Here is a 15,507-nt window from a genome sequence, read left to right on the forward strand (position 1 = left end):
CGCCGGGAGCCCGGCGCCGAGCGGCAAGCCCGCGGGGACCGGCAAGCCCGCCGCGACGGGCAAGCCGTCCGCGGCCGGCGAGCCGGAGGGCTTCTGCACCCACGAGCCGCTGCCCGCCGGGCAGAAGTGGGTGTACCCGGCGAAGGGCACCAGTGCGACGACCCTGGTCTACAAGGAGACCAAGGACGCCTGCGGCGTGAACGACGTCGTCTTCGAGCCGGTCGGCGCGGACAAGAGCGCCCCGTTCGCGCCCACCGCCAAGGGCCACCTGAGCTCGGTGCTGGCCCCGCCGAAGGACGTCAACCTGGCCGACCTGGTGAAGCACGTCAACGAGTGCCTCGCCACGCCGCTCAGCGACAAGGGCTCGTACCCCTGCTCGGCCGGCGACTACAAGGTGGCGATCGACGCCTCCGGCAAGGTCACCGAGCTGTGGGAGCGCGCCCACAGCTGATCCCGCGCCGCTCCCGGCGCCGGTCGGCTCACATCGCTTCGAGCTGCTCGGCGCCGCCCGCGCAGCCGAGCTGCTGCTCGGCGGCCCGCTTGGCGAAGCCGCTCGCCAGCTCGCCCATCCGCTCCCGGCCGGGTCCGTCGGGGAAGGGTTTTCTGCCCTTCGCGGTGATCCGGAGGACCGCCCGGTAGACCTCGGTCCGGCCGTTCACCGAGCAACCGAAGGCGGCTGCTCCGAGGCTGTCGCCGCCGGACCTCACATCTCCGAACTCCGCGTCGGCGGCCAGGGACCGTCCGTCCTCTCCAGAGATCCGGCAGTGCAGGGAAGGCTTGGCCTCGGCCGTCGCCGGCACGTACTCCGTGGTCGCGAAGACCCGGGGGGCGCGGCCCAACAGCTCGGCGATCCCCGGGTCGTCGAGCAGGCCCCGGCACTCTCCGTGTGACAGGGCCACGGCCGGCGGCCGGTACTCGGTGTGGTCGAGGTACAGGTGCCAGCCGAGCAGGCCGCCGCCGAGCAGCAGCGCCGTTCCGCCGGCCAGCAGTGCCTGGGATCGCTTCATGAGCACAGGTCCTTCCTCGCCTCCACCAGTGCGGCCCGGGTGAGCTGTTCGAGTTCGGCCCGGACGCCGTCGCCGGAGTCGTCGGGGGTGCGGGCGGCCTCTCCGGTGGCGACCTCCAACTGGATGTAGTCGTTCGAGCGGTACCTCCCGCCCAGACAGCTCGCGGCCACGGCAGTGCCGCCCGGCCACGACGAGCCGAGGCCGGCGATGTCGAAGCTGCGCGCGTCCGGGCGCTTGGCGGCCTCGGAGGTCAGGGCGAGCTCACCCTTGTGCCCGACGGACGTGAAGGTGATCGCGGTGCGCCCGTCGACCCGGATGACGCAGGTCTGCGGGTCGCGGCCGATGTAGGACTTCGTCTGCTCCTCCACGTCCTGCTCGCCGTTGGGCAGCAGCCGCCCGAGCGGGGTGTCGGGGCCGGTGGGCATCCTGCAGAGGTGGGCGGCGCGGCCGGGCGGGTCGGTGGGACGGTGTCCCTGCCAGTCCCGGTAGCCGACGAACCCGGCGGCCGCCACCGCCAGGACCAGCAAGCGGGGAAGCCACCAGCGGCTGTCGAGGCGCCACGCCCACCGGTTCGCCAGGAAGCGGATCCACCGAGCCGCGAGATCCTTCACGCGCTGCCCTTCGCGTTGGCGGAGTGGTTGTTCGTGACGCCGCCGTTGTAGCCGTCCATCACGCTCTTCCCGGCGCTCTCGGCGAGGCGCTCGATGTCCTCAAGGCTCATCCCGGAGCCGCTGCCGGCGTCCTTGACGGCCTGCTTGACGCCTCCCACCGCCTGGTTCTGGGCATCGGCATCGTCGTTGCGTGCGGTCTGCTGGCCGGCTGCCGTGGTGTCCTGCTTGTTGGCCTCGATCACGCTCTCGGCGATCGAGTCGACGATCTTCCCCGCGATCTCGCCGCCGACCGGTACCTTCTCGGTCACCGTGCCGATGACGCTGTTGAAGGCGTCCTTGGCGTAGCCGACGTTCTTCTCCAGCGCCTCGTTGAACTCCTTGTCGGACTTGGCGTGCTGGTAGTGCACCTCGTCGACCCGAGCCTCGTTGAGGATGCCGCTGGCGATCCCGCCGGCGTGGGCGATGTTGTCGATGTCGACGTTGAGCCGGGCGAAGTCGGTCTGCCCGCCGTCCATGTGGCCGCGGATGAGGGCGGTGGTGTACGCCTGGTTGGCGTTGACCACGGCGCCGTAGGACTCCGGATCCCGTCCGAGCGCGTCCAGCAGGCCGGCCACGCTGGACTTGCCGAGATTGGCCGGGGAGCCGTTGACGGGCAGCGCATGGGTATGGGAGAGGGCGTTCTGGATGTCCCCGATGTACTCGGCGCTCATGTGCCCGAGGCTGCCCCGCATGGCGGCGAGCTTGCCGTCGCCCTTGATGTCGTCCAGCCCCCCGTCGTCGCCGTGCCGGCCGAAGGTGTCCACGACCCGCTTCATCAGGTCGGCCTGCTCGGTGGTGTGCCTGTCCGGCGGAACGGGGCCCGGCTCGTCGTACGGGTGGCCGGTGGTGGCCGCCTCCAGGGCGCGGCCGAAGGCGGCCGGTCCGGCCTGCTTGCTCGCGTCCCACACCTTGGAGTCCCGCGAGGTGGTGTCCGGGATCCAGTCCTTGTCGTGGGCGTAGTAGTCGAAGTAGTCCGAGGGCTTGGGCTTGCCGCCCTTGTTGACCGTGCCGTCCTCGTTGTACGCGGTCGGCTGTTCGGTGAAGAACTTGTTGGCCGCCTCCGGGCTGTGCGCGAGCGCCTCCAGGACGGCGGTGGTGGGGCGGAAGCCGGAGCCCGCCTCGTCGCCCCCGGTCAGGTTGAAACCGTGGATCTTGGAGCCGGGCGGCGGGGCCGGCCAGTACCTGTCCTGGGTGTCGAGCTGGGTGACGTGCTCGGCGATCGGGTTGATGAAGTGGGCGTCGTAGTTCCCGTTCATCAGGATGCCGGAGAGCACCTGGTAGCCGTACGGCACGTAGTCCAGGCCGGAGGCCCGGTAGGGCTTGTCCCAGACCGGCTGGGAGCCGGCCTTGCGCAGCGCTGCGGCCCACTCGTCCGACAGGTGCGGCTCGGTGGTGGTGCGGGTGGCGGTGGCCAGGCTGAGCCCGAGGTTCTTCTGGAGTTCCTCGTAGGCCTTCCAGCGCGGGGACTTGTCGTCGCGGGGGTGCGCCGGGTCGCCGACCATGCTGTTCCAGGACTTGATCAGGCCGTCCGGGCCGAGGTCCTGGTAGAACTTGGTGGAGAACTTCGGGTCGTTGCCGTGCGCGGCCAACAGTGAGTTCAGCTCGGTGAGTTCGGGATCGGATATGTCACCGCCCCTGGCCGCGAGCTGGGCGGCGCGCTTGCCGTCCGCCTCCGGGCCGCCGCCGATGGCCTTGCCGTTGAAGGACTTCTGCCCGTCGGTCATGCTGTCGGAGCGCAGCGCCCAGGCGATCCGCTCGTCGGCGGCGGTGGCCTCCGCGACCGCCGCGTCGATCGCCTTGCGGGCGGCCCCCGCCTTGTCGCCCCACTCCTTCTGGTAATCCCGGTAGGCCTCGTAGTCGTGCCGGGTCTCGTTGTCGGCCGGGGGCCAGCTCACGGTGCCGTTGTCGGTGACGGTCAGTCCGGCCGTCCGGGTGTCCGCGACCGCCTTGTCGAGCTTGGTCTTCGCCGCCTTGAACTCGGTCGACGCCTCCGTGAAGGTCGAGGCGAAGGCGTTGGCCTCGGTGACGGCGGCGGTCAGCTGCTCGTTGGTGCGCTGGAGGCCGGGGCGGGCCTGGTCGGCCGAAGGGCCGGTCCAGCAGGCGGAGTTGACCTTGGCTATGACCGTGGTGTCCCAGTCGCCGTCCATCGCCTGGAGCTTCTGGGCGACGGTGGTCCAGGCGGTGGCGGCGGTGTCCAGGACGCCGAAGTCGGCGGTGCTGAGTTCGTGGAAGTCGACCATTGCAGCTGTCCTCTCAGGCGCCGAGGTCGTGCTGGACGGCCGACTCGTTCTGGCGGTAGTTGGTGGCGGTGGCGCGCAGCGCCTGGGTGGTCTGCCCGATGGTGGCGCCGAGGGCGGCGACGCACTGGTCCCAGGTGCCGACGGCGCCCGCCGCGGCCTTGCCGGTGCTCCAGTTGGCGAGCGAGGTGGAGACCTTGGTGGTGGCCTCGTCGGCGCCCCGGCCGTCGGTGTTGAGGCGCGCGTGGATCTGGTCGGAGCTGTTCCCCGCGGTGGTGAGCGCGTTGGGGTCGGCGCTGAAGCCGCCCCCGCCCCCGCCGCCTCCGCCGCCCGACGCCGAGGCCGAGTTGATCTGTGTGCGGGCCGCCTCCTGGGCGCGGGCCTGAGCGGTCAGGTTCCCGTCCGCGTCGTAGGCCCAAGGGTTCATCATGCGGTCGAACGCGGTCGCCCGATCAGACATGTCGATCGATCCCCTCCCGTGCCGGCACGCTGTTCCGGCACCCCCGTCGGCAAAGAATTCGGCAAGTACGCAAAGAGTTCGACAAAGGGTACAGGCGGGTTCCGCTTTTGCCGAACCCCTAGGGGGGAGGGGGCCCGGCGTCATACCGCAGCAGCAGACGGGCTCGTCATTCGAGCCCATGGCCCTTGCCGCACAAGACCGTTACGTTGGTGCCGTGTCCACAGCTGTCATCAAGACGGACGGCCTCACCAAGAGGTTTCCCCGCGTCACCGCCCTCGACCAGCTCACCGTCGAGGTGCGGCCGGGTGTGGTCGGTCTGGTCGGGGCCAACGGCGCGGGCAAGTCCACCCTGATCAAGATCCTGCTCGGGCTCGCCCCGGCGACCTCCGGCCGGGGCGAGGTCCTCGGCCTGGACGTCGCCACCCGGGGCTCCGAGATCCGCGCGCAGGTCGGCTACATGCCCGAGCACGACTGCCTGCCACCGGACGTCTCCGCGACCGAGTTCGTGGTGCACATGGCCCGGATGGCGGGCCTGCCCGCCACCGCCGCCCGTGAGCGCACCGCGGACACCCTGCGGCACGTCGGCCTCTACGAGGAGCGGTACCGCCCGATGGGCGGCTACTCGACCGGCATGAAGCAGCGGGTCAAGCTCGCCCAGGCACTGGTGCACGACCCGAAGCTGGTGCTGCTGGACGAGCCGACCAACGGCCTCGACCCGGCCGGCCGGGACGAGATGCTGGGCCTGATCCGCCGGGTGCACACCGACTTCGGCATCTCGGTGCTGGTCACCACCCACCTGCTCGGCGAGCTGGAGCGGACCTGCGACCACCTGGTCGTGATCGACGGCGGCAAGCTGCTGCGCTCCTCCTCCACCGCCTCCTTCACCGAGGCGACGGCCGTCCTCGCGGTCGAGGTCAGCGACCACCCGGAGGACCACGGCCTGGAGCCGGGCCCGGCGGTCCGCGAGCGGCTCGCCGCGGCCGGCCTGTCCGTCCAGCCGGAGGGCTCGCACCAGCTGCTGGTCCGGCTGGCCGACGACTCGACGTACGACACCATCCGCGACGCCGTCGCCGAACTCGGTCTCGGCCTGGTCCGGTTGGAGCAGCGCCGCCACCGGGTCGCCGAGCTCTTCACCGACGCCCACGAGCGGGACGCCCAGGCCCCGCAGGACAGCAGGGGAGGGACGAACGATGTCGCTGCCTCCTGAGACCAGGTCCGCCGACACCGGCGTCATCCACGACATCGGCTACCGCGGCTACACCGGTCCCCGGCTCGGCCGTTCCTACGCCACCCGCGCGCTCTTCACCCAGAGCCTGCGCGCCGCGTACGGCCTCGGGCGCTCCGGCAAGTCCAAGGTGCTGCCGATGCTGGTGCTGGGCGTGATCACCGTGCCGGCGCTGATCATGGTGGCGCTCTCGGTCGTGATGAAGCGCGACGAGCTGCCGGTCGAGTACGCGGGCTACCTCTCCATGCTCAGCCTGGTGGTCTCGGTCTTCCTCGCCTCCCAGGCGCCGGTGCTGCTCTCCCGGGACCTGCGCTACCAGACCGTCCCGCTCTACTTCTCCCGCCCGATCACCCGCACCGACTACGTCAGGGCCAAGTTCGGCGCCATGGTCTGCGCCCAACTGCTGCTGATGGTGGCCCCGTTGCTGGTGCTGTACGTCGGCGCGCTGCTCGGCGGGATGGACTTCGCGCACAACACCGGGCACTTCCTGTACGGCCTGGTCGCGGCCGTGCTGTACGCCCTGGTGCCGACCTCGGTGGCCGTGGTGATCGCGGCCGCCACCCCGCGCCGGGGCTTCGGGGTGGCCGCCATCATGGGCTACCTGGCGGTCAGCGCCGCGCTGGGAGCGGCCGCGGTCGGGATCAGCAACCCCAGCACGACCGGCTCCGACGCCGCGCAGTGGATGTCGCTGATCTCGCCCACCGACCTGGTGGAGTCCCTGGTCAACGAGGTGTTCGGCCTCGGCGGGGGGCTCGACCGCCGGCACGCGCCGGGCGGCCTCGGAACGGCGGTGTTCGCGCTCGTCGCGGTGACCATGGTGGCCGGCTCGTACCGGCTGCTGCTGCGCCGCTATCGGAACGTGTGAGAGGGCGACATGGCCACCATCAGCATCGACAAGGTCTCCCGCTGGTTCGGGAACGTGGTCGCGGTCAACGACATCACCATGGCCATCGGCCCGGGCATCACCGGCCTGCTCGGTCCCAACGGGGCGGGCAAGTCCACCCTCATCCACATGATGAGCGGCTTCCTGGCCCCTTCCAGCGGCTCCGTCACCCTGGACGGCGCGCCGATCTGGCGCAACCAGCAGGTGTACAAGCAGATCGGCCTGGTGCCCGAGCGGGAGTCGATGTACGACTACCTGACCGGCTGGGAGTTCGTCCTCGCCAACGCCGAACTGCACGGCCTGCCCCAGCCGGGCGCCGCCGCCCGCCGCGCGCTGGACCTGGTGGAGATGGCCTACGCCAAGGACCGCCGCACCGGCACCTACTCCAAGGGCATGAAGCAGCGGGTCAAGATGGCCTCCGCGCTGGTCCACGACCCGTCCGTGCTGCTGCTCGACGAGCCCTTCAACGGCATGGACCCGCGCCAGCGGCTCCAGCTGATGGACCTGCTGCGCCGCTTCGGCGAGGACGGCCGGACCGTGCTGTTCTCCTCCCACATCCTGGAGGAGGTCGAGCAGCTGGCCCGGCACATCGAGGTGGTGGTCGCCGGACGGCACGCCGCCTCGGGCGACTTCCGCAAGATCCGCCGGCTGATGACCGACCGCCCGCACCGCTACCTGGTCCGTTCCAGCGACGACCGCCGGCTCGCCGCCGCGCTGATCGCCGACGGCTCCACCACCGGCATCGAGGTGGACGACCGGGAACGGGCGCTGCGGATCGAAGCGGTGAACTTCCAGGGCTTCACCACCCTGCTGCCCAGGGTCGCCCGGGAGGCCGGCATCCGGCTGTACACCGTCTCCCCGGCGGACGAATCGCTGGAGAGTGTCTTCTCGTACCTGGTCTCCGCGTGAGTACCGCCGCCAGGACCGTTGTTGCCCAGGCCGTTGTTGCCCAGGAAGGGGCCGACCGACCATGAACCCCACCGTCGCCAGGCTGACCCTGCGCGGGCTGCTGGGCCGCCGCCGCGGCCTGCTGCTGCTGGTGGTCCCCGCCCTGCTGCTGGTCATCTCGGCCATCGCGAGCGTGTCCAGCGCCGACCGGCACGACATGGCCGGCAACATCCTCGGCGCCCTCGGCCTCGGCACCCTGATCCCGATCCTCGGGCTGGTGGTCGGCACCGGGGTGATCGCCAACGAGATCGACGACGGCTCGATCGTCTACCTGCTCGCCAAGCCGCTGCCCCGGTGGCGGATCATCACCACCAAGCTGGCCGTCGCGATCGGCGTCACCTGGCTGTTCTCGGTCGTCCCGACGCTGCTGGCCGGGCTGCTGCTGGTCGGCACCCAGGACGGCGTGGCGCTCGGCTACACCGTGGCGGTGCTGGTCGCCGGGGCCGCGTACAGCGCGCTGTTCCTGTTGCTCGGCGTGGTCACCCGGCACGCGGTGGTCGCCGGGCTGGCGTACGCCCTGATCTGGGAGTCGACGGTCGGCAACTTCGTCGAGGGCGCCCGGACGCTGAGTGTCCAGCAGTGGGGCCGCTCGGTGGCCGAGGCGGTCGCCGGACAGAACGCGATCAGCTCGGACGTCTCGCTCGGGGCCGCCGTGCCGCTGCTGCTGGTGGTCACGGTCGCGGCGACGGTGTTCGCCTCGGTGAAGCTGGCCGGGATGACCCTCGCCGGCGAGGAGTGAGCCCGGTACGGCGCGGAGCCCCGTAGGGCACCGGACCCGGTACGGCAGCGAGCCCCGGACGCCCGTGAAGGCGTCCGGGGCTCGCTGCACCCGGGTCTCGCGGACGTGCGGGAGTGCGGCTCAGAGGGTGCGGTTGCGGCCCGCGCCCCAGCCGGCCGCGCCGACCACCAGGACCAGCACCAGCATCAGCACCAGGGTGGCCTCCCAGCCGCCGGTCAGCTGGTGCAGTGCGCCCGCGCCCACCGGGCCGGCCGCCGCCACCAGGTAGCCGATCGCCTGCGACATCCCGCCCAGCTGGGCGGCACCGGCCGCGGTGCGGGTGCGCAGCACGATGAACGCCAGGCCCAGACCCAGCGAACCGCCCTGGGCCACACCGAGGATGGTCGCCGACACCCACGCGGCGGAGACCGGCGCGACCAGCAGCAGGGCGATGCCCAGCCCGTTCAGGGCGGCCATGGTCACCGCCAGCGCGCGCTGGCTGGTCATCCGGCCAGCCATCAGCGGCACCAGGAAGGCGCCCGCCACCTGCACCAGGTTGGAGAAGGCGAAGACCAGACCGGCCTGGCCGCGCTCCATGCCGTGGTCGGCCAGGATGGTCGGCATCCACGCGACGAGGGTGTAGACCAGCAGCGACGAGATGCCCATGAAGAGGCTGATCTGCCAGGCCAGCGGGGACTTCCAGATGCCCTCGATCGGCCTGGTCGGCGCGCCGGCCGCGGCCGCCGCTCCCAGGTGCTGCTCCTGGCGGGAGCGCAGCACCTGCGGCAGCCAGGCCACCGCCGCGATCAGCGCGAGCAGCGACCAGGCGCCCAGCGAGGCCCGCCAGCCGCCGCCGAGCGCGTGCTCCAGCGGGACGGAGGTGCCGGCCGCGAGCGTGGCGCCGACCAGCATGGTGGTCGAATAGACGCCGGTCATGGTGGCCGCGCGGTCCGGGAACTCGCGCTTGACCAGGCCCGGCATCGACACGTTCAGCACCGCGATCGCCACGCCGATCACCACGCAGCCCGCGTACAGGGCCGTCACCGACGGCAGCACCCGCAGCAGCACGCCCGCGCCGAGCACCAGCACCGCGCCGAGCACCACCCGCTCGGCGCCGAAACGGCGGGTCAGCCGGGGGGTGAGCGGGGCGCCGACGCCCTGGAACAGCACCGGAACGGTGGTGATCAGCCCGCTCGCGGTGGCGGACAGGCCGAAGGTCCGCTGGATCTCGCCGACCATCGGGGAGACCGCCGCCAGGCAGGCGCGCATGTTCAGCGCGACCAGCACGATGCCGGTCAGCAGCAGGAGCGGATGGGCCAGCCGCGAGCGGACGGGGAGCGGGGCAGGAGTGGTGACAACCGGCTGCTGGGCACGGGTGACGGCCATGGGTGTGCTGATCTTTCGTGAATGTGCGTGGATGCGGACGGCGGAAGGGAGGCTCGCGCCGTCCTACTTCCGGGCCGCGATGGCCGCGAGCAGCTGCTCGACGGCCGCGGTCGGGCCGGCGAGCAGCGCACGGCACGCCGCCTCGGCCCGGTCCGGGTCACCGCCCTCGATCGCTTCGACCAGCGCCTCGTGGGTGGCCACGACCGCCTCGGGCATGTCGTGGTCGCCGAAGGCGGAGGTCATCGCCTCGCGTACGGAGGCGCCGAAGTAGCGGTACACCTCGGCCAGCGCGGGGTTGTGCGCGGCCTCGACGACGGCGGTGTGGAACTCCAGGTCGTGCTCGACGGTGGCCTCGCGGCTCGCCCGCTCGGGGTGCGCCGCGAACACCTCGGCCTCACGGGCCAGCGCGGCGCGCATCCGCCGGATGTCCTCGGGAGTGTGCCGCAGCGCGGCCAGTCGGGCGCCCTCGGTCTCCAGCGCCGCTCGGACCTCCAGGACGTCCCGGATGCCCGAGCGCTGGACGCCGCGCAGCACGGACGCCGGGTCGCTGGTGGAGCGGACGAACGTCCCCTCGCCCTGCCGGGAGACCAGCATTCCGGCGTGCACCAGCACCCGGATCGCCTCCCGGACGGTGTTCCGCCCGACGTGCAGCTGCTCGGCCAGCTCGTGCTCGGTGGGAATCCGCGACCCCACCGGCCACGCCCCACCCGCCAGCTGCTCCCGCAACTGCTCGATCGCGGTGTCCACCAGGGAGCGCCGCCCGGCCGCCTGCAAACCGCCGCTCATGCCGGACCTCCCTTCCCACCGCACACGCCATCATCGGTCGTCGGTCATCCTACAACTGCTTGCCCGGTCATCCTACAACCCACCCCTGAACAGCACATGAACACCCGACCGGCCCTCCGGGCCGGGCCGCTCGGGGCACTGCGCGCGGCGGAAGGCCGCAGCGCGGAGGACGGGGGCCCGCGGGCCCGCGGTCGGCCCCGCCGGAGGCGTCAGCGCTGCGGGTAGAGGCGCTCCAGGACCGCGGCGACGCCGTCCTCGTCGTTGCTGGTGGTGACGGCGTCGGCGACGGCGAGGAGTTCCTCGTGGGCGTTGGCCATGGCGACGCCGTGGGCGGCCCAGCCGAACATCGGGACGTCGTTGGGCATGTCGCCGAAGGCGATGGTGTCGGCGGCGCGGACGCCGAGGCGGCGGGCGGCGACGGCCAGGCCGGTGGCCTTGGACAGGCCGAGCGGGAGCAGCTCGACCACGCCGGCGCCGGCCATCACCACGCCGACCAGGTCGCCGGCGGCGTGCCGGGCGGCCTCGGCGAGGGCGTCGTCGGTGAGGGCGTGGTGCTGGATGTACAGCTTGCTGAGCGGAGCGTCGAACAGCTCGCTGCGCTCGACCCGGACGACCGGCAGGTCGGAGCCGATCAGCAGCTCGTAGCCGGGGCCGGCCAGCACCTGGCCGTCGAGGCCGTCCTGGCCGGCGGCGATGGCGAGCGGGCCGGTCCGGGCCTCGATCTTCTCGATCGCGATCGCGGCGAGCCGCCGGTCCAGGGTGAGCGAGGTGAGCAGCTTGTGCGCGCCGGCGTCGTACACCTGGGCGCCCTGGCCGCAGACCGCTATCCCGGTGTAGCCGATCTCGTCGAAGATCGGGCGGGCCCAGACGGCCGAGCGCCCGGTGACGATGATGTGCAGCGCGCCCGCGCCGGTGGCCGCGGCGAGGGCGGCGCGGGTGCGCTCGGAGACGGTCTCCCCGCTGGTGAGCAGGGTGCCGTCGAGGTCGGTGGCGACCAGCCGGTAGGGCAGGTCGCCACCGTCGGGGGAGGCGGGGCTGGGGCTGATGGTGCTCATGGGCCGTACGTCTCCCGGGAGTTGCAGGTCGTGCTGGGCGGTGCGGACCGGGTTACTTGACCGGTTCGAGGACGGCCCGCCCGCCGAGGAACGGCCGCAGCGCCTCGGGCACGACGACCGAGCCGTCGGCCTGCTGGTGGTTCTCCAGGATCGCCACGATGGTGCGGGGGACGGCGACCAGGGTGCCGTTCAGGGTGGCGAGCGGGCGGGTCTTGCCCTCCTCGCGCATCCGGATCGACAGCCGGCGGGCCTGGTACTCGGTGGTGTTGGAGGTCGAGGTGACCTCGCGGTACTTGCCCTGGGTGGGGATCCACGCCTCGATGTCGAACTTGCGCGCGGCCGAGGCGCCGAGGTCGCCGGAGGCGACGTCGATCACCCGGTACGGCAGCTCCAGCGCGTTGAGGAAGTCCTTCTCCCACTGGAGCAGGCGGCGGTGCTCGTTCTCCGCGTCCTCGGGGGTGGTGAAGACGAACATCTCCACCTTCTCGAACTGGTGGACGCGGATGATGCCGCGGGTGTCCTTGCCGTAGGTGCCGGCCTCGCGGCGGAAGCAGGACGAGTAGCCGGCGTAGCGCAGCGGCAGCTTGTCGGCGTCGAGGATCTCGTCCATGTGGTACGCCGCGAGCGGGACCTCGCTGGTGCCGACCAGGTACCGGTCGTCCTCGGCGAGGTGGTACACGTTCTCGGCGGCCTGGCCGAGGAAGCCGGTGCCGTCCATGGCGGCCGGGCGGACCAGGGTCGGGGTGATCATCGGGGTGAAGCCGGCCGCGGTGGCCTGGGCGATCGCCATGTTGACCAGGGCGAGCTCCAGCAGCGCGCCGACGCCGGTCAGGTAGTAGGAGCGGGCACCGGCGACCTTGGCGCCGCGCTCGGTGTCGATCGCGCCGAGGATCTGGCCCAGCTCGACGTGGTCGCGGGGCTCGAAGCCCTCGGCGGCGAAGTCGCGCGGGGTGCCGATCTCCTCAAGGGTGACGAAGTCCTCCTCGCCGCCGACCGGGGCGGCCGGGTCGATGAGGTTCGCCAGCGAGCGGAGCAGGCGGTCGGCCTCCTCCTTGGCCGCGCTCTGCTCGGCGTCGGCGGCCTTGACCTCGGCGGCCAGGTCCTTGGTGCGCTGGAGCAGGGCGGCCTTCTCGTCGCCCTTGGCCTGGGCGACCTGCTTGCCGAGCACCCGCTGCTCGTTGCGCAGTTCGTCGAAGCGGCTGCCCGAGGACCGGCGCCGCTCGTCGGCGGAGAGGAGGGCGTCGACCAGGTCGACGTCCTCGCCACGGACGCGCTGCGAGGCGCGCACTCGGTCAGGGTCCTCACGGAGCAGGCGAAGGTCAATCACAGGCCCAAGCGTACCGGGAGACCGTTCCTTCACCGGTACGGCTTTTCCCCTGGGGATAACTCACCCGGGCCTGTGGATAACCCGTGTGGGGAACTCTCCGTCGCCGGGTTATCCACAGGCCCGGCCCCGGGCCTGTGGATCAAAAGGGAGGATCGCCTTCCGCGTGAACGAACCAGGGGATTGAGGTTTCAAACCTCGATCCACCTTCCCGAGTGAGGGAATTGAAGCACTCGGACGGGTGATTTGCTGGCAACCGGGTGACTCTGGCCCGATTGGTCATCTCTGCGACGCAAACCGATGGTCCGACCTGTTCTGAGCAATGGCTATACCGGTTTGTCGACTCATCCCCAGGCCTGTGGATAACTTCCGGCTGTGGACAGCGGAGAGCCCTGTGGACAGCGGTCTCCGGCTCCGGGCCCCTGTGGATGACGGGTGGGGCCGCCCGCCCCGCCTGATCGGCCCGGTCCGAAACTGTCGGAAAAGGTCGGAAAGACAAAAGATGTAGCCAGGATGTCCGGAGGAGTCCGGATGTCCCGAGGGCTTCAGCCGGCCCGCGGGCTGCGGACGCCCCGCGGGCTTCAGATGTCCCCGCGGCCGTCGAGCGCGCGGGAGAGCCAGTCCGCCGCCGAGGTGAAATCCGCGTCCGAGGTCCCCGGCCGCCGGTGGGTGGACTGCTGCCGGTCGGCGCGCGGATAGGAGCCGAGGTACCGCACCTGCGGGCAGATCCGCTTGAGCCCCATCATCGCCTCGCCGACCCGGCGCTCGGACAGGTGGCCCTCGCAGTCGATCAGGAAGCAGTAGCTGCCCATGCCCTCGCCGGTCGGGCGGGACTCGATCCGCATCAGGTTGACCCCGCGCACCGCGAACTCCTGGAGCAGCTCCAGCAGAGCACCCGGGTGATCGTCCGGCAGCCAGACCACCATCGAGGTCTTGTCCGCGCCGGTCGGCGAGGAGACCCGCCCCGGGCGGCCGACCAGGACGAACCGGGTGGCCGCGCTCTTCGCGTCCGCGATGTCCTTGACCAGCGGCTCCAGCCCGTAGACCGGCGCCGCGAACTCGCCCGCGAACGCGCCGTCGTAACGGCCCTCGGCGACCAGCCGGGCGCCGTCCGCGTTGGAGGCGGCCGACTCCCAGCTCGCCTCCGGCAGGTTGGCCGCCAGCCAGCGGCGCACCTGCGGCTGGGCCACCGGGTGGCTGGTCACCGTCTTGACCCCGGACAGCTCGGTGCCCGGCCGCACCAGCAGCGCGAAGGTGATCGGCAGCAGCACCTCACGGTAGATCATCAGCGGTGCGCCGGAGGCCAGTTCGTCGTTGGTCGCGGTGACCGCGCCCTCCACCGAGTTCTCGATCGGGACGAACGCCCCGGCCGCCTCCCCGCCGCGCACCGCGTCCAGCGCCAGCGCCACCGAGGACAGCGGCACCAGCTCCCGGGTCGCCGCCTCGGGCAGGGTGTGCAGGGCCGCCTCGGTGAACGTGCCGGCCGGTCCGAGGTAGGTGTAGCGGGTGGCCGACATGACGCCTCCGTGGGGATCTCGGTGCTGCGCGGGCAGAGTGAGCCGAAGCAGTCACGATAACGATTCCGCGGCCCCGGCAGGAAAGCGTTCCAGAGGCCGGGACCGCGGCGGTGAATCCCGGGGGTCCTTCTTCGAACCCCCGGGGAACTACCCCTCCAACAACTGCTGGCCGAGGTAGCCGCCGGGCGGCGCACTCGGCGGCAGCGCGTACAGGCCGCCGGCCTCGTGCCGCAGGAAGCGGGACAGGCCGTCGCCTCGGGAGAGCTTGCGCTGCACGGGGATGAAGCCCCTGCGCGGGTCGGTCTGGAAGGCGAGGAAGAGCAGCCCGGCGTCCGGCGAGCCGTCCGGCGACAGCCCGTCGTGGTACGAGAAACCGCGCCGCAGCATCACCGCCCCGCCGTTGGCCGCCGGGGCGGCGACCCGGATGTGGGCGTCGGCCGGGATCGCCAGGGTGCCGTCCGGGCCCTGCGCGGTGAGGTCGACCGGGGAGCGCTCACCGGCCCCGGCGGGCGCGCCGAGCGGGGCGCCGTCCGACTTGCGCCGCCCGATCACCCGCTCCTGCCGGTCCACCGGCAGCGCCTCCCAGTGGTCCAGCAGCATCCGGATCCGCCGGAACACCAGGTACGAGCCGCCGGTCAGCCAGGCCGGCTGGTCGCCGCCGGCGGCGCAGAACACCTTGGCGGCGAAGCCCTCCTCGTCCGGCCTGGGGTTGTTGGTGCCGTCGATCTGGCCCATCAGGTTGCGTCCGGTCACCGGCTGCGCGGCGGCGCCGGGGGTGCGGGCGAAGCCGGCCGACTGCCAGCGCAGCGCCGCCGTACCGGTGGCCAGCCGCTGGAGCACCCGCAGGGCGTGCACCGCGACCAGGGCGTCGTCCGCGCCGATCTGGACGAACAGGTCGCCGTCGCCGCGGGCCGGGTCGAGCGCGTCGCCGGGGAAGGCGGGCAGCGGTTCGAGCCCGGGCGGGCGGCGGTCGGCCAGCCCGGCCTTGTCGAACAGCGCGCCGCCGAAGCCGACCGTGACGGTGAGCGAGCAGGGCCCGGCGTCCAGCGCGACCTGGTTGTCGAACTCCTCGGCCGGCTCCCCGGCGGTCAGCCGATCGGCCGCCTTCGTCCAGCGCTGCAGCAGGGTGCGCAGCCCGTCCCGGCCGACGCCCTCGGCCAGGTCGAAGGCGGCAAGCTGGACCCTGGCCTGTTGCGGGTCGGTGATCCCGGCCTGGTGCTCGCCGCGGAACGGCACCCGGGCCGCGCCCAGCGCCCGACCGGACGGGCCCGCCGCAGCCGCCGTCCCGCCGGGCCGCCCGTCCACGGCGAC

At 72.2% G+C, this 15,507-nt stretch carries 14 protein-coding genes and 1 pseudogene; 5 read left to right on the forward strand and 10 right to left on the reverse strand.

Translation table 11 applies throughout. From position 1 onward, the window contains the following. Nucleotides 1-451: pseudogene (locus tag KS423_RS19240) on the forward strand (hypothetical protein); the annotation flags it as partial. A gap of 28 nt (nt 452-479) precedes the next feature. Here KS423_RS19240 and KS423_RS19245 read toward each other — a convergent pair. From KS423_RS19245 to KS423_RS19260, 4 genes are read right to left on the reverse strand one after another with little or no spacing between them, the layout of a single operon-like run. Continuing rightward, a complete protein-coding gene (locus KS423_RS19245) occupies nt 480-1,007 on the reverse strand; it encodes a hypothetical protein (protein WP_224280786.1) in 528 nt (175 codons plus the stop codon). Next, entirely contained in the window at nt 1,004-1,618 is a 615-nt protein-coding gene (locus tag KS423_RS19250; RefSeq protein ID WP_224280787.1) for a hypothetical protein, read from the reverse strand. Before KS423_RS19250 ends, KS423_RS19245 begins: the two co-directional genes overlap by 4 nt. After that, a complete protein-coding gene (locus KS423_RS19255) occupies nt 1,615-3,897 on the reverse strand; it encodes a hypothetical protein (RefSeq protein WP_224280788.1) in 2,283 nt (760 codons plus the stop codon). Before KS423_RS19255 ends, KS423_RS19250 begins: the two co-directional genes overlap by 4 nt. 13 nt (nt 3,898-3,910) lie before the next feature. Continuing rightward, nucleotides 3,911-4,354 (reverse strand): hypothetical protein, encoded by a 444-nt coding sequence (locus KS423_RS19260; RefSeq protein WP_224280789.1) that lies wholly within the window; start codon nt 4,352-4,354, stop codon nt 3,911-3,913. A gap of 214 nt (nt 4,355-4,568) precedes the next feature. On the opposite strand from KS423_RS19260, the gene KS423_RS19265 reads away from it, so the two are divergent. The 4 genes from KS423_RS19265 to KS423_RS19280 all read left to right on the forward strand — a co-directional run bounded on the left by KS423_RS19265 (nt 4,569) and on the right by KS423_RS19280 (nt 8,149). Next, nucleotides 4,569-5,561, forward strand: coding sequence for an ABC transporter ATP-binding protein (locus KS423_RS19265; protein WP_224280790.1), 993 nt, complete (start codon nt 4,569-4,571; stop codon nt 5,559-5,561). Further along, nucleotides 5,545-6,444 (forward strand): ABC transporter permease, encoded by a 900-nt coding sequence (locus tag KS423_RS19270; protein ID WP_224280791.1) that lies wholly within the window; start codon nt 5,545-5,547, stop codon nt 6,442-6,444. Before KS423_RS19265 ends, KS423_RS19270 begins: the two co-directional genes overlap by 17 nt. A gap of 9 nt (nt 6,445-6,453) precedes the next feature. After that, nucleotides 6,454-7,371 (forward strand): ABC transporter ATP-binding protein, encoded by a 918-nt coding sequence (locus KS423_RS19275; protein WP_224280792.1) that lies wholly within the window; start codon nt 6,454-6,456, stop codon nt 7,369-7,371. A gap of 61 nt (nt 7,372-7,432) precedes the next feature. Further along, entirely contained in the window at nt 7,433-8,149 is a 717-nt protein-coding gene (locus KS423_RS19280; RefSeq protein WP_224280793.1) for an ABC transporter permease, read from the forward strand. Nucleotides 8,150-8,269: 120 nt separating this feature from the next. On the opposite strand, the gene KS423_RS19285 is transcribed toward KS423_RS19280, so the two are convergent. From KS423_RS19285 to KS423_RS19310, 6 genes are all read right to left on the reverse strand, one after another. After that, nucleotides 8,270-9,514, reverse strand: coding sequence for an MFS transporter (locus KS423_RS19285; RefSeq protein ID WP_224280794.1), 1,245 nt, complete (start codon nt 9,512-9,514; stop codon nt 8,270-8,272). A 63-nt stretch (nt 9,515-9,577) separates the two neighbouring features. Further along, a complete protein-coding gene (locus tag KS423_RS19290; RefSeq protein ID WP_224280795.1) occupies nt 9,578-10,300 on the reverse strand; it encodes a FadR/GntR family transcriptional regulator in 723 nt (240 codons plus the stop codon). A gap of 209 nt (nt 10,301-10,509) precedes the next feature. Further along, nucleotides 10,510-11,355: an HAD family hydrolase gene (locus KS423_RS19295; protein WP_224280796.1), complete on the reverse strand. Its 846-nt coding sequence runs from the start codon at nt 11,353-11,355 to the stop codon at nt 10,510-10,512. 52 nt (nt 11,356-11,407) lie between these two features. Beyond that, nucleotides 11,408-12,682: a serine--tRNA ligase gene (serS, locus tag KS423_RS19300; RefSeq protein WP_224280797.1), complete on the reverse strand. Its 1,275-nt coding sequence runs from the start codon at nt 12,680-12,682 to the stop codon at nt 11,408-11,410. A 578-nt stretch (nt 12,683-13,260) separates the two neighbouring features. After that, the gene (pheA, locus tag KS423_RS19305; RefSeq protein WP_224280798.1) at nt 13,261-14,196 is read right to left on the reverse strand and encodes a prephenate dehydratase; all 936 of its coding nucleotides are present in this window, start codon (nt 14,194-14,196) and stop codon (nt 13,261-13,263) included. A gap of 147 nt (nt 14,197-14,343) precedes the next feature. Continuing rightward, on the reverse strand, nt 14,344-15,501 hold the full coding sequence (locus KS423_RS19310) for a Dyp-type peroxidase (RefSeq protein WP_374119984.1): 1,158 nt from the start codon (nt 15,499-15,501) through the stop codon (nt 14,344-14,346). Nucleotides 15,502-15,507 lie beyond the last annotated feature (6 nt).

Origin of the sequence: Streptomyces sp. LS1784 (genome assembly GCF_020103755.1) — a bacterium.
In the GTDB taxonomy this organism is placed as follows: Bacteria; Actinomycetota; Actinomycetes; order Streptomycetales; family Streptomycetaceae; genus Kitasatospora.

Excerpts from the sequence above, each read along its gene's own strand:
- KS423_RS19245 (WP_224280786.1), bottom strand. The coding sequence starts at position 1,007 with ATGAAGCGATCCCAGGCACTGCTGGCCGGCGGAACGGCGCTGCTGCTC.
- KS423_RS19255 (WP_224280788.1), bottom strand. The coding sequence starts at position 3,897 with ATGGTCGACTTCCACGAACTCAGCACCGCCGACTTCGGCGTCCTGGAC.
- KS423_RS19260 (WP_224280789.1), bottom strand. The coding sequence starts at position 4,354 with ATGTCTGATCGGGCGACCGCGTTCGACCGCATGATGAACCCTTGGGCC.
- KS423_RS19270 (WP_224280791.1), top strand. The coding sequence starts at position 5,545 with ATGTCGCTGCCTCCTGAGACCAGGTCCGCCGACACCGGCGTCATCCAC.
- KS423_RS19275 (WP_224280792.1), top strand. The coding sequence starts at position 6,454 with ATGGCCACCATCAGCATCGACAAGGTCTCCCGCTGGTTCGGGAACGTG.
- KS423_RS19280 (WP_224280793.1), top strand. The coding sequence starts at position 7,433 with ATGAACCCCACCGTCGCCAGGCTGACCCTGCGCGGGCTGCTGGGCCGC.
- KS423_RS19285 (WP_224280794.1), bottom strand. The coding sequence starts at position 9,514 with ATGGCCGTCACCCGTGCCCAGCAGCCGGTTGTCACCACTCCTGCCCCG.
- KS423_RS19290 (WP_224280795.1), bottom strand. The coding sequence starts at position 10,300 with ATGAGCGGCGGTTTGCAGGCGGCCGGGCGGCGCTCCCTGGTGGACACC.
- KS423_RS19295 (WP_224280796.1), bottom strand. The coding sequence starts at position 11,355 with ATGAGCACCATCAGCCCCAGCCCCGCCTCCCCCGACGGTGGCGACCTG.
- pheA (WP_224280798.1), bottom strand. The coding sequence starts at position 14,196 with ATGTCGGCCACCCGCTACACCTACCTCGGACCGGCCGGCACGTTCACC.